Source organism: Stenotrophomonas sp. SbOxS2 (genome assembly GCF_013416715.1).
GTDB lineage: Bacteria > Pseudomonadota > Gammaproteobacteria > Xanthomonadales > Xanthomonadaceae > Stenotrophomonas > Stenotrophomonas lactitubi.
Genome location: NZ_JAAVXD010000009.1, coordinates 97,678 through 110,334, shown reverse-complemented (window position 1 = coordinate 110,334; position 12,657 = coordinate 97,678). Strand labels below are relative to the sequence as shown.

Sequence of the window (12,657 nt, the reverse complement as noted above, 5' to 3'; positions counted from 1 at the left end):
TGGAGCGCAGAACCATGACTCAGAAAATCTCGCTGCTCACCCTGGCTGTCATCGCAGCAGTCGCCTTGGAAGCCGAGCGCGTCGTCGGTCGTGACGGACAGTACGCCACCGCCGGCGGCAACGCCTTCGGTGTGACCAACACCAGTGGACTGGTGGGCGACCGGGTGCCCGTTGATGTGGTGGGCACCAGCATCGCCACTGCCGGCGGAGCGTTTGACGACGGTGCCTACCTGCAGGTGGGATCTGCTGGAAAACTCATTGCTCGCACTGCCGGCGTTGCCGTTGCTCAGGCTCTGCAGCCTGCCACGGCAGATGGTGACCGCGTCGAAGTGCTCCTGATCCCCAACGCGCCAGCGACCACCGGCTGATCTCAGCCGCAACTGCCGCCGCCCATCGTTCTCACCATCTCGCAGAGAGACCTTCCATGTCCCAGCAGACTCTCCGTCAGGCTCGCATCATCGATCCGATCCTGACCACCCATGCACTCGGCTACGTCCGCCCCGGCAACGTCGGCCAGTTCCTCTTCCCGCGCGTCGACGTGGCCACCTTTGGCGGTCAGATCCTGACGTTCGGAAAGGAAGGCTTCCGTCGCTACAACACCAAGCGCGCGCCGGGCGAAGCCACCAAGCGCGTCCAGTTCGGCTACCAGGGCAAGCCTTACGCCATCATCCCTGCAGCGCTGGAGGCGGTGGTTCCGGATGAAACCGCCAATGAGGCGGCCAACGGCCCCGGCCTGGACGCTTCGCAGGACGCGGTGGATATCGTCCTGGACATCATGGAGCTGGAACACGAGTGTGAGTGCGCTGACGTGGCGCGCAACGCGGACAACTACGACAACGAACACAAGGTCGCTCTGGTGGGCGTCAATCGTTGGCGCGGTGCCTCCGGTGATCCGACTGCTGATATTGGCGTCGGCAAGGAAGCCATTCGTTCCAGCATTGGTATGCGGCCGAACACCGCGATTCTGTCAGCGGCTGCATTTGAAGCGGCCAAGGCCAATCCGAAGATCCAGGACTACCTCAAGCATCGCGGCTTCAATGCGCTGACTACCCAAATCCTGGCGTCGATGTGGGAAATCCCGAACATCTACATTGGTGAGGCGGTGGTGGCTACCGGCCAGGATGATGACCTGGGCGATGTGTGGGGTCAGGACGTGATCCTGGCGTTCGTGGCCCCGCCGAGCGGCGGCAACCGCCGCAACCGCGCGCGACCGAGCTATGGCTACACCTACAGCATGGCGGGCGAGCCCAATGTGCGTCAGGCCTATCGCGAAGAGAACCGCCAGTCCTGGATTCACCCGGTCAACAACAACCGCACTCCGGTGCTCAGCGGCATGGTCGCGGGCTACCTGATCCAGAACGCAGGCGCGCCCGCAGCGTGATGAAGGGAGCCGGCGAAGGATCGCCGGCGTAGCTCCCGCTAACCCGTACAACCCAGCGAGCGGCAGCATCAGGCGAACGCGGGACCTGGCCGTGCGAAGCACAGCAAAACCATGCGTGACAGCCGGAGAGCACGGCACCACACCTATTCGGAGATCTCGTCGTGGCCAAGCCCCGCACCGCACCGCCCAGCGCACCCAAGACCGTCCAGGACGACAAGCCGGCCGATGCGCCGGCGGTCACGGAAGAGAAGGCGGCCGACGCGTCGCCGGCAAAGGACGGTTCGGTGCCGGAGGAAGGCCGCGGCGAACCAGAGTCCGCCTCGTCGGCCGTCTCCGCAGCCAATGGAGCCGCAGTGGACCAGGCCCAGGGCGGTCAGGCAGCGGCTGATCAGGACGTCGGCAACGGAGCGGAAGCGTCTGCGCCTGATGCTGCGTCTCTCGATGCTGCTGCATCTGCTACCGCCACAGCTGGTGACGATGATGCGCTGAGCACCTGGTGCTTCGAAGTACTCAGCCCGTTCAAGCACAACGGCGTGGTCATCAAGCCGCCGGCATGGATCGAGATGACCTGGGACGAGGCCGAGGACTACCAGGATGCTGGCGTCCTCGGTGACGAACCGGCCACCCCGGAAGAGCTGGAGTAACTGGCGGCCATGTCGTATTGCACGCTCGCCCTTCTGTCGGCGGCCAAGCTCGCCCAGGAACTGGCGCAGGTGGCCACGCCAGAGCGCCATTCGATCGTGGACGATGCACTGATGGATGCCACGCTGCTCGGCAGCGATCGCAGCGCCTTCGACCCGGCCGACGTGGCGATCGCCGATGAGGCAGCCGCGCACGTGCAGCGTGCTCTGGATGACGCCGATGGCTTGATCAACGGCTACCTGGTAATGCGCAAACCCAAGCCCTATCCGGTGCCGCTGCCGGCGCCGGTACCGGGCATCGTGTCCACTTGGGCGCGATGGATTGCGCGCTACCTACTGCACAAGGATCGGGTCAATACCGAGGAGCGCACCGATCCGGTGGTACGCGACTACAAGGAAGCACTGCGCTTTCTGGAACTGGTACGCGATGGCAAGTTCAGCCTCGGTGTGGATGACCCCCTGCCGGCGCCGAGCGGTGGCGCTCCTGAGGTCTGTGCACCGCCGCGGGAGTTCAGCCACCGCACCCTGCAGGACTACGGCCGGTGAGCACGCAGCCCTTCGACATTGGCCTGGTGCGCGATCGCATCCGTCAGGGCGTCAGCGACAAGGAACTGCGTCAGGTGCAGGGCAGCGCCGACTACGCCGCCGTCCAGGCGCTGCGCGACTTCCCTGCGCCGTGCTGCTACGTGCTGCTGGCCCGCGAGATGCCGTTGGAGACCAAGACCGGCGCTTCGCTTCCCGGCCAGCAGACGCGCCTGGCGCAGTTGGTCGAAGTGAACTTCGCGGTAGTGACCGTGTGCCGCAACTACCGCGAACAGCGCGGCGCCCAGGTGATCGATGAGCTCCGGATCCTGCTGGGCAAGGTTCGCCAACCACTGCTGGGCTGGACGCCGCCCATTGCCGGTGGCCGTGCCTGCCAGCTCATCGAGGGCAACCTGGAGGACTACGACGCCGCTACCGCCCTGTGGGTCGACGTATGGAAGACCCAAGCCCTTCTTCAACCTGAGATCCCGCGATGACCACCCAGAAATACACGATCAAGAAGCCGGGCCTGACGCTGTCGCGCAAGCCCATTGCCGCCGGCGAAACAGTCGAGGTTCCCGCCGACCTTGTGCCCTGGGCAGTCGAACGCGGCTTCATCGACGCCCCCGAGACTGATTCTTCCCCCAACACGTCGCGCAAGGCCAGTGGCCAGCCGACCACTGCCAGCGCCCAGGAGGCGAAGTAAGCCATGTCCGAGACCGAATATTTCTCCCTGCAGGGACGCGTGTACCTGGGCCTGCGCAATCCCGACGGCAGCCGCGCACCAGCGCGCTGGGCGTACGACGCCAGCGTCCTGGAGCTGACCATGTCCAGCACCCGTGAAACCAAGAAGGAGAGCTGGTCGGGTGTGCGCGGTGTGGGCGCTACCATGACCACCGAGCGCAACCTCGGCGTCAATCTGACCCTGGGTCAGCTGAACACCGATCACCTGGCGCTGGCCACCGACGGCACCCGCATGGAGCTGGCTGCCGGCTCAGCGGCCAACGAGGCCATTGGCACGGTCAAGCCGGGTGACGTGGTCGCACTGGAGTATGCGGCGATCAGCGCGCTGGTACTGGAAGGGGGCACCCCGGCCGCGCCGCTGGTGCTGGACACCGACTACACCGTCAACCTGACCACCGGCATCATCACTTTCCTCACGGCCAAGACGGCGGTGGTGGCCAAGACGTACGAGTACGCTGCGCACAGCCTGGTAAAGGTCTTTGAAAGCACCAAGTCCGAGTACTACGTGCTCTTCGACGGCGTCAACAGCGTTGACGGCACCACGATGCGCTTCCGCGGCGAGGTGCACCGCGTCACCTTCCCGGCGTCGGAAACGCTGTCGCTGATCAATGACACCTTCGGTGAGATTGCGCTCACCGGCGAGGCCAAGATCGACCCGGTACGACAGGCCGATCCGCGCTTCGGCCTGTATGCCCGTGCCCTGCTGGTGGATGCAGCCTGATGGCCAAGGTGATCGGCAATGTCGGTCAGCAGTCCTCCGGATCCGGCACTACGGATCCGGGGGCCGTAGCCGGTGAGCTGGACGTGCTGGCCGGACAGCAGCAGGGGCAGCTCGGCGGAAAGACCATCACAGTGCGCGAGTACGGCTTCTTTGAGGCCGCTCGCATCCTGCAGACCGCCGCACCACTGGTTGGGGACCTGCAGCCGCTGTTCGAAGGCGCCGATCCGCCTTCCATGCTGCAGGTGATGGACGCCCTTATGTCCCACCCGGATCTGATCCGGCATCTACTGGCATGCTCGATCGCAGCGCCGCCGGCTGATGCCAAGGACCACGCAGCCGAGGTGCGGGAGCAGGAAGCGTGGCTGGAGACGCTCAACGAAACTGACGGCGAACAGATGCTGCTGTTGTGGTGGCAGGCCAATAGCAGTTTTTTTCTCCGCCGCCTGCTCCGAAACGCCGTCAGTCAAAAGGCACTCCCGTCGGTTACGGACGCGTCTTCACCGACCTGATCAACGCGGGCTACGGCCGCAGCTTTGGCGATATCGGTCGCATGACCAAGCGCCAGATATCCCTCGCCTGGGAGCACGTCCAGGCTCAGCAGCGGCGGGCACGGCGGGAGCGCATTACCGACGCCAACGCTGCGTATGCCGGCGGTAATTCGATGACCACCTTGCTGAAGGATCTGAAATAACAATGGCTTCCTCGCGCAACCTCGAACTGGCGATGCGTATCGCCCTGGACATCGAGCAGGTGCGCCAGGCGCTGCCAGTGGTCCAAAAGGGGCTCGCCTCGGTCAAGGGCGCTGGCCAGGATGCCGGCGCCGGCCTGGGCGACGTCACGAAAGAGGCGAAGAAGGCCGCTGATGCCTTGGATCGGGCCGCCCGCAGCAGCGCCGCCTCGGGCAGCCAAATGGAGGATGCTGGCCAGAAGGCGGCCGCCGGCGCGGCGGGCATGGCCACGGCAGGAGAATCAGCCAAGGCCATGTCGGCGGATGTGGCCACCGCCGCAGATCGCGTCCGAACGTCCGGCGCGGCGGTGCAGAAAACGGTGGCCGATGAGATCCGCCTCATCTCCGAGCTCGATGCACGTCTGGAGCGCGGCGCGGCGAGCATGTCCGACCTGGCCGACACCGAGGCGATGCTTGATCGGGTGATGGCGCGCGGCCTGATCACCACCGAGGACTACAACAGCGCGCTCAAGGCGCTTGATAAGCAGGAAGCAGGCCTGGCTCGGTCGGAGCAACAGCGCCAGCGTGCTGTTGAGGGCGCCCTGGGGCGCTATGACAGTGCATCGGTAAAGCTGCAGAAGCTGGAGCGGGACGAGCAGGAGCTCAAGGCGGCGGTGGATGCCGGCCGGATCAGCCGCGAGCAGTACAACCGCGCTTTGGCCGGCATCAACATCCAGCGCAATGCCGTCAACCTGGCCGAGGCCAACAATCGCGGGCGCGGCCCCGGCGCGATCTCCGCCGGCCAGTACCAGATGGCCATGCGCCAGCTGCCGGCGCAGATCACCGATATCACCACCAGCATCGTCAGCGGCATGCCGATCTGGATGGTGGCCATCCAGCAGGGTGGCCAGCTGAAGGATTCCTTCGGCGGCGTGGTCCCGGCCGCGCGTGCGCTCACCAGTGCGCTCAATCCCGCGGTGGTCGTTCTGGGCGGTGTGGCCGCCGGACTGGGTGTTGTTGGCTTTGCCGCGCTGCAGGGCTACAAGCAGCTGCGAGCCTTCGACGCCGCTGTGATCTCGACCGGCCATTCACTTGGTGTGTCCAGTGGACAGCTCTATGCCCAAGCGAATGCCGTCGGCGCGGTCACTGGCGAATACTCAGATGCAACGGCAGCTGCGCAGCAACTTGCGGCCAGCGGGAAGCTGACGGCCAACACGCTGTCCACTGCAATCAGTGTCGCAGTCAACCTGGCCAAGCTCACAGGTGAGTCGATCGAAGGCACCACCGCAAAGGTGGTGGAGGTGTCCAAGGCCCCATCGGCTACGCTGGCCAAGCTCAATGAGCAGTACCACTTCCTCACCGCAGCGGTGTACGAACAGGTTCGAGCGCTCGAGGACCAGGGCAAGGCGACCGATGCCGCCAAGGCCGCGCTCGAGGCGATTGCCAATGTCAGTGACCAGCGCGTCAAAGAAATGGAGTCGCGGGCGGGCTATCTGGAGCAGGCGTGGGATGCAGTGGCCCGTACGCTCAAGAGGGTCTGGCAAGGGCTGAAGGACATCGGCCGCACCGACTCCGAGGCGATGCTCCGCGCGGAGACCGCGGCGATGCGCGGTACGACCGAGCAGCTGCAGCAGGCGCTGAGGAACGGCAATGCCCCAGCAATCGGCTACTACTACGACCAGCAGATCAAGCAGATCGATCGGCTCCGCAAGGCGCAGGCCGCCTACGATCGTGACGTCAATGCCGCCGAGAGCGCCGGCCAGGCCCAGCGGATCCAGGATGCCGGCGTCGAAGCCGCCAAGGCGATCGCTTCAGGTCTCGAAGAGGGTGCCAGCAAGGCGGAGAAGCTGAAGAAAGCAACCGAAGAGGTTGCCAAGCAGTTCCGCGAGTTGCGCAAGGCCAATCCAGGAAGTGACCTCCTCAAGGGTGTCAGCTTCGGCGACGACGGTAGCGTCAGCGGCGGCGCCTATGACAAGCGGGTTGCCCAGCTGCAGGACAAGTTCAAAGAGCGCACTCGAAAGACCCCGAAGACCGAGAGCCAGAAAGATGAGACCGCGGCACAGCGGGAGCTGGAGCGACTCAAACAGCAGATCGATCTGGTCGGAACCCTGGATGAAACGCGCAAGAAGGCAACCGAGACCGCCCGCATCCAGGCGGCCATTGCCGAGGGCAATTTCCAGAACGCGTCGGCGAAGACCAAGCAGGGGCTGCTGGACGAAGCCAAGAAGCTGGATCTGGTCAAACTCCGGGTCGAAGCCGACCGCAAGATGCTGGACATCCGTGATCGCATTGCGGCCTTGCAAGGACGTGGTCCCGATGCAGAGCTGGCCAAGACCACGCGCGAGCTGACGAAGCTGAAGGAGGAGCTGGAGGCTGCCGGACGGTCTGCTGATGCGGCCGACATTTCCAAACTGATGGATCTAAGCAAGGCCAGCACTGACCTCAAGAATCTGCAGGAGACCTACGACAGGGTAATGGGCGGCATTGCACTGGCCCAGCAGCGGATTCAGGTGGAGCTGCAAGCAGGCCTGATCACTCAGGCGGGTGCGCAGCAGCGTGTGGTCGACCTCTACCGCCAGCAGTCAGGTGCTCTCCAGGCGCTTGTCCCCCAAATGCAGGCCGCCGCAGAGAAACTGAAGGATCCGGCCGCACTGGCAAACGTGGAGCAGATCAAGCTCAAGCTGCAGGAGATGGCGGCCACCACAAACCTGCTCCAACAGTCCATCCGTAACACGCTGGAAGGATCGTTCTCGAACCTGTTCACCTCGCTGATCATGCAAACCGATTCGCTATCCGAGTCGGTGCGGAACTTCTTCCTCAGCATCGCCCAGGGCATTGCCGAATTCGCGGCTGCGCAGTTGGCGCAGGCCGCGACCATGAAGTTGATGGGGCTCTTCGCCGGCGACAAGGGGAATGGCGGTGGAGACGGCGCGCAGGACATGGCCAAGGCTGCGGCAGCGACTGCGGCGGCGGGCGCGATCGTCAGTGTGGGGGCCTCCAAGCTGGAGACCTCGGCCACCACCCTTGGTTCGTCCAGCGTGGGACTCATTGTCGGCGCGCAGGCTATTTCCCAGGCGGCTCGTCAGATGCAGGCCGCTGCGGCAGCAATGGCCGTTTCCAGCGCGGCCGGCTACTCCAGCGGCGGCTTCACCGGACCGGGTGGCAAGTACCAACTGGCGGGCTTTGTTCACGCCGGCGAGTTCGTCCACCGCCAGGAGGTGGTGCGCCAGCCGGGCGCGCTGGCCTTCCTGTCGGCCTTCAACCAGGTCGGTATGGCTGCCATCGATCGTTGGCGCGGCTATGCCGACGGAGGGCATGTGGCAGCGCTGCCCACGCTGCAGCGGTCCCCCGTGTTCACCAGCGCAGCTTCGGCGCCGCCTAGCACCGCCGCGCAGCTGGGCCTGCGCGTGATCAACCAGGTATCGCCAGACCTGCTCGACCAGTACCTGGACGACCCGGGCAGCGACACCACCGTCATCAACAAGATCAGCCGCAACTCTGCGGCGATCCGCCAAGTATTGGGACTCTGAACATGGCCTGGGCAACCGACACCGCAGCCAATATCACCGACCTGCTGGCCAGGCTGCGGGACTTTCTGACGACGCATCCGGACCTCGTCGCTGCGGGGCAGCAGTGGCAGGTGGTGGGTGGCACTGCTGCTGGCGCAATCGCCGCGAACGGCTTCGTATCGTTCAAGGGCCTTGGGCTGGCTGGCGACGACGAGATCTATGTCTCTGCGCAGGCTTGGGTGGTGCCGGCCAGCAACTTCTACAACCTGGCATTCCGAGGACACACGGCCTACAACCCAGCGTTGCCAACGCTCGACCCACCGGGCGCCAACTCCAACTATGTGTCGATCCTGGGCGTCAACTCGCCGTTCAAGTACTGGTTCGTTGCCAACGGCAGGTGCTTCAAGGTCATCACCCGCATCAACGGGCGGTATGACGCCGCCTATGCGGGCTTCATCCTTCCTGAGCACTTGCCAGGCGACTGGAGCTATCCACTGTTCATTGGGGCGTCCTATCTGGGCAGGAACGCCGTGGCCTCGATGGACACCTACATGCACTCCAACTTCTGGAATCCGCGAGCCGATAGCGCCAACAACGTCGACAACAGCCAGGCCTATCTTTTTTCGCCCGTGCAAGCCTGGCTCCCGGTCCGCAATGGCTTCAACGAGTCCAACAGCGTGGACTCCGGTCGCGTGACCATCCCCTGGATGCCGCAGATGTGCAACAACAGCTGGCGCAGTCTGTTGGACGGCGAGCGATGGTTGCAGCGAGGGCAGCTTGCTGCGGTCGCTTGGTTGCCCGGCAATCCGGACAGGGGCAGCCTTTCATCGAGCGTGGCTGAACGGGGGCAGTTCTACGGCGGCTTCGATGGTGTGTTCTACACACCCTCATTCGGGGCAGCCGCTGAGCAGTTGACCACCGTCAATGGAGTTGACCACCTGTTGGTGCCGAACGTGTTCCGCACTGGTGATGGTCAGTTCGCCGCAATTGCTCTGGAGTAACCGATGCCATACGCAGAACATGTCAATGTCGCCAACCTGCAGACGCTGATCGATCTTGTCGTCCAGTTCGCTGCCGCCAATGGCTGGACCGTTGAGAGGAACACGCTCACGTCTAGCAGCCGAACAGCAACACTTCGCATCCCGAACGTCTCTGACTATGTGCACCTGTTCAACAATGATCAGGTGAACCTCTGTTCGCGGATCTCGATTGGTTACAACGCCGGTGCGGCGCCGTCGGCCCAACCCAACGTCTCTCAGCGTGACGGAATGAGCAACGTTCTGCCTGGTCCATATCCGCGGCTGAAATTGTTTTCAAATGGCTATGCGATCCATGTCGCTGTGGCCACCGCCACGGCTGGTGAGTACCGTCATCATGCGTTCGGCGTCCTGGAAAAGGCCGGCAACTATGTCGGCGGAACCTACGCAGATGGGACCTACTGGCAGACACTGACCAGCTACGGCAGCGGCATGATGAGCGCCAACTACAACAACGTTGTCCTGTTCGGCTACGGATATCAGAACACTGGCCGAGGGCACGTCCGCGCTGATTCATCAGAGGATGCCCGGACTAACAGCTTCCACCAGATAAACAACTATCTGTCAGGCAGTCTTGGCGTTGAAGGTACCGCCTGCACTGGCGTCGGTTCGATTGCACAGTCCACGTCCAACATGCTTTCGCAAGACATGCTCTGGTTGGGGCGGGCGCTTGGCGGTGCCGACGAGAACAATTTCTCTGGCCGCAGCGTATTTCATCCCATCACCATCAGTGTGCGCCGCACCGGCACCGGCCAGTATCTTTCCCCGATCGGGCAGGTCAGCGGCCTGCGCGCTTGCTATTTGGAGAAGCTGGAACCCGAACAGGAAGTCACCATCGGACAGGAAACATGGGTGGTCTTTCCCTGGCTGCGCAAGTACCCCATGAGCACTGATCCGAACGCCCCGCACGCCAGCGGGAATTACGGGTGGGCAGTGCGGAAGTCCTGATGACCTTGATCCTGCCCGGCCAAACCAGTACTGGCCAGAACTGGCGGAGCCAGAACCTGGTCAGGCCACGCACGCGCATTCCTGTGGACGCGTTCCGGGTTGCGCTTCCTCATGTCGGGTTTCACTTCGGTGCATCCCGCTTCTCGACGATCGTGGAGCCGGAGCAGCGCTCAACCGGGCCTGCCCTGGCCACCTCTTTCGATGGCTGGTACTACCGCATCCATGTGTTGCCCCTTCGTATCGACCTGGGCAACCTGGTCACCAATCAGGTGCGCTACGTGCGCCTCTGGAACGCGTTCCTGCAGCAGCAAAACCTCACCTCGGTGTCATTGCAGGGTGGCGAGGGCATAGACCTGACGGGACCAGGTGCACCGCCGCTACCGTTCGCTCCGCTACAGCTGCGCCAGTGGCAGCTCACCGTCTCCACCGATGGCCCTCCGGTCATTACCGCCAACCTGACCTTTACGTTCAGCGTTCTCGGCGATCGTGACATCACGATTACCGGCAATCGCATGTCCGCCTGGATGCTGCCGCCGGATTGGGCCAGGCCGGTGGTGGAGACCCTGACTTGGGCGACCGACATCCAGCAATCGGTCTCCGGCGCGGAAGCCCGGTATCCGCTGCGGGGCTCGCCGCGCAAGACCTGGGAGTTCAGTGTGCTGGCCGATCGCCGGGAACGTCAGGTGCTGGAGCAGGCTGTGTTCGACTGGTCTGCACGCACCTGGGCGCTGCCCATATGGGCAGATGTCACCTGGATGAGTTCGGCCCTGGTGCTGGGTGTGCAGTCGCTATCGGTGCCCGATGCCACGCTGAAGGACTTCCGCGTTGGTGGCCTAGCCATGCTTTGGAAGGACGTCACAACCTACGAGCTGGTGGAGGTGGCTGGCATCACCGCCAACGCGCTGCAGCTGGCTCGGCCCACCGCCAACGCCTGGCCGGCCGGCACTCGGTTGCTTCCGTGCAGAACCGCGCGCATCGACGGCACACCGAGCCTGGAGCGTGTTACTGACCAGGTCATGCGCTCGACCGTGCGTTTGGCCGCTGTGGAGACCTGTGACTGGCCAGCGATCGCGCCGGCGGCCACCTACCGTGGTCGGCCGGTCCTTGAGCAGCGCCCCGACCTGGACCAGGCACAGACAGCTGAGTTCGGCCGGCAGCTGGTGCTCATCGATGGCGATATCGGCCCCGTTGCCGTCGACGACATCAACGGCAAGGCATGGCCGCTCCAGTCCCACGCCTGGCAGACCTGGGGCCGTGCAGAGCAGGCCGGCCTGCGGAGCCTGCTGTACTGGCTGCAGGGCCGCGCTGCCTCGTTGTGGGTGCCGTCCTGGGCAGATGACCTGGAGTTGGTTGAGGCCGCCATATCCACCTCCAGCGGCATCGTCGTTGCCTGGGCCGGCGTGGCGCGCTACGGCCGCGCGCAGGCTGGTCGTCGGCACCTGCGCATTGAGCTGAAGGACGGGCGAGTGCTCTACCGCCAGCTCAGCGTCGCCACCGAGCTGGATCCGCAGCGCGAGCACCTGCAGCTTGACGTCGCGCATGGCATCGCCCTGCAGCCGGACAGCATCCGGTTGATCAGCTGGATGGTGCTTGGGCGCCTCAGCTCCGACACGGTTGAGCTATCCCATGAAACCGATGGCGAAGGTGTTGCGCGCTGCCGCGTCTCCTTCGCCGGCATTGGCGCCGAGGAGTCTGAGCCGTGAGTTTGTTCTCTCGCCACATCGAACTGTACGAATTCGGGCGCGGTTCCGAGCGCTGGCGCTACACCTCAGCCGATCGGGCCGAAACCTACGATGCCCAGCAGTTTGTGGCCGCCGCCATCAAGCGCGGCCGCATTGGTCAGTCTTCCCAGGATGCGCGCTCCAACCTGGAGCTGACAGTGCCGCTGACACTGCCGCTGCTTTCCGTACTGCGCCCCTATCCACCGACCGAGCGGATCACCGTGCGCTGGCGCCGGATCCGCAAGAGCGACGGGGTCATCCGTGGTACTTGGAATGGGGTGCTGACCGACTGCAACGAACGGCAGAGCGACATGGTCCTTACATGTCAAAGCAACGCGAACGCCGCAGCCACCAATGGCTTGCGGCGCTGCTGGCAGGTGCTGTGCCCGTTTGCTGTGTTCGACCGCGATTGCGCCTTGAATCGCGAAGACTTTCGGATCGACGGCGTGCTGACCGCCGCCACCACCTCGACCGTGTCCTCAACCGCATTCGCCGCCAAGCCGGATGGATGGTTCCAGGGCGGCTACATCATGTGGCGCCGAGGCTCAGCCACGGAGTACCGATTTGTGACGGCGCATGTGGGCGCCACGCTCACGCTTCTGACTGCCTCACCGTTGGCCGCTGGAGAGTTGGTTTCGGCCTATCCAGGCTGCGGCCACTCGCTCAAGGTCTGCCACGAAAAGTTCAACAACGCACCGAACTACGGCGGCCAGCACACGCTGCCGAAGAAGAATCCGTTCGGCCCCGATCCCATCTTCTGAGGAGC

Annotated in this window: 14 protein-coding genes; all 14 read left to right on the top strand. The window is 64.2% G+C overall.

Features of this window, described 5'->3' with window-relative positions:
* Positions 1 to 14 precede the first annotated feature (14 nt).
* The 14 genes from HFK18_RS20850 to HFK18_RS20785 all read left to right on the top strand — a co-directional run bounded on the left by HFK18_RS20850 (position 15) and on the right by HFK18_RS20785 (position 12,652).
* Entirely contained in the window at positions 15 to 368 is a 354-nt protein-coding gene (locus HFK18_RS20850; RefSeq protein ID WP_180167703.1) for a capsid cement protein, read from the top strand.
* Between the two features lie 56 nt (positions 369 to 424).
* A complete protein-coding gene (locus HFK18_RS20845; RefSeq protein ID WP_180167702.1) occupies positions 425 to 1,381 on the top strand; it encodes a hypothetical protein in 957 nt (318 codons plus the stop codon).
* Positions 1,382 to 1,542: 161 nt separating this feature from the next.
* The gene (locus HFK18_RS20840; RefSeq protein ID WP_180167701.1) at positions 1,543 to 2,025 is read left to right on the top strand and encodes a hypothetical protein; all 483 of its coding nucleotides are present in this window, start codon (positions 1,543 to 1,545) and stop codon (positions 2,023 to 2,025) included.
* Positions 2,026 to 2,034: 9 nt separating this feature from the next.
* Entirely contained in the window at positions 2,035 to 2,568 is a 534-nt protein-coding gene (locus HFK18_RS20835) for a DUF1320 domain-containing protein (protein ID WP_148239593.1), read from the top strand.
* The gene (locus tag HFK18_RS20830) at positions 2,565 to 3,041 is read left to right on the top strand and encodes a hypothetical protein (RefSeq protein ID WP_343202982.1); all 477 of its coding nucleotides are present in this window, start codon (positions 2,565 to 2,567) and stop codon (positions 3,039 to 3,041) included. Before HFK18_RS20835 ends, HFK18_RS20830 begins: the two co-directional genes overlap by 4 nt.
* Complete coding sequence (locus tag HFK18_RS20825; protein WP_111111879.1) at positions 3,038 to 3,250, top strand: hypothetical protein; 213 nt, start codon at positions 3,038 to 3,040, stop codon at positions 3,248 to 3,250. Before HFK18_RS20830 ends, HFK18_RS20825 begins: the two co-directional genes overlap by 4 nt.
* A gap of 3 nt (positions 3,251 to 3,253) precedes the next feature.
* Positions 3,254 to 4,009 (top strand): hypothetical protein, encoded by a 756-nt coding sequence (locus tag HFK18_RS20820; RefSeq protein ID WP_180167700.1) that lies wholly within the window; start codon positions 3,254 to 3,256, stop codon positions 4,007 to 4,009.
* A complete protein-coding gene (locus HFK18_RS20815) occupies positions 4,009 to 4,518 on the top strand; it encodes a DUF6631 family protein (RefSeq protein ID WP_148239591.1) in 510 nt (169 codons plus the stop codon). Before HFK18_RS20820 ends, HFK18_RS20815 begins: the two co-directional genes overlap by 1 nt.
* Positions 4,519 to 4,559: 41 nt before the next feature.
* Positions 4,560 to 4,700 (top strand): hypothetical protein, encoded by a 141-nt coding sequence (locus HFK18_RS20810; RefSeq protein ID WP_153857040.1) that lies wholly within the window; start codon positions 4,560 to 4,562, stop codon positions 4,698 to 4,700.
* A 2-nt stretch (positions 4,701 to 4,702) separates the two neighbouring features.
* Positions 4,703 to 8,206, top strand: a complete 3,504-nt coding sequence (locus HFK18_RS20805) for a phage tail length tape measure family protein (protein ID WP_180167699.1) — start codon at positions 4,703 to 4,705, stop codon at positions 8,204 to 8,206.
* Positions 8,207 to 8,208: 2 nt separating this feature from the next.
* Positions 8,209 to 9,186 (top strand): hypothetical protein, encoded by a 978-nt coding sequence (locus tag HFK18_RS20800; RefSeq protein WP_180167698.1) that lies wholly within the window; start codon positions 8,209 to 8,211, stop codon positions 9,184 to 9,186.
* A gap of 3 nt (positions 9,187 to 9,189) precedes the next feature.
* The gene (locus tag HFK18_RS20795; RefSeq protein ID WP_180167697.1) at positions 9,190 to 10,170 is read left to right on the top strand and encodes a hypothetical protein; all 981 of its coding nucleotides are present in this window, start codon (positions 9,190 to 9,192) and stop codon (positions 10,168 to 10,170) included.
* Positions 10,170 to 11,873 carry a hypothetical protein gene (locus HFK18_RS20790; protein WP_180167696.1) on the top strand — a complete coding sequence of 568 codons (1,704 nt, stop codon included), beginning with the start codon at positions 10,170 to 10,172 and terminating at the stop codon, positions 11,871 to 11,873. Before HFK18_RS20795 ends, HFK18_RS20790 begins: the two co-directional genes overlap by 1 nt.
* Complete coding sequence (locus HFK18_RS20785; RefSeq protein ID WP_180167695.1) at positions 11,870 to 12,652, top strand: phage BR0599 family protein; 783 nt, start codon at positions 11,870 to 11,872, stop codon at positions 12,650 to 12,652. The genes HFK18_RS20790 and HFK18_RS20785 overlap by 4 nt, the downstream gene beginning before the upstream one ends.
* Positions 12,653 to 12,657 lie beyond the last annotated feature (5 nt).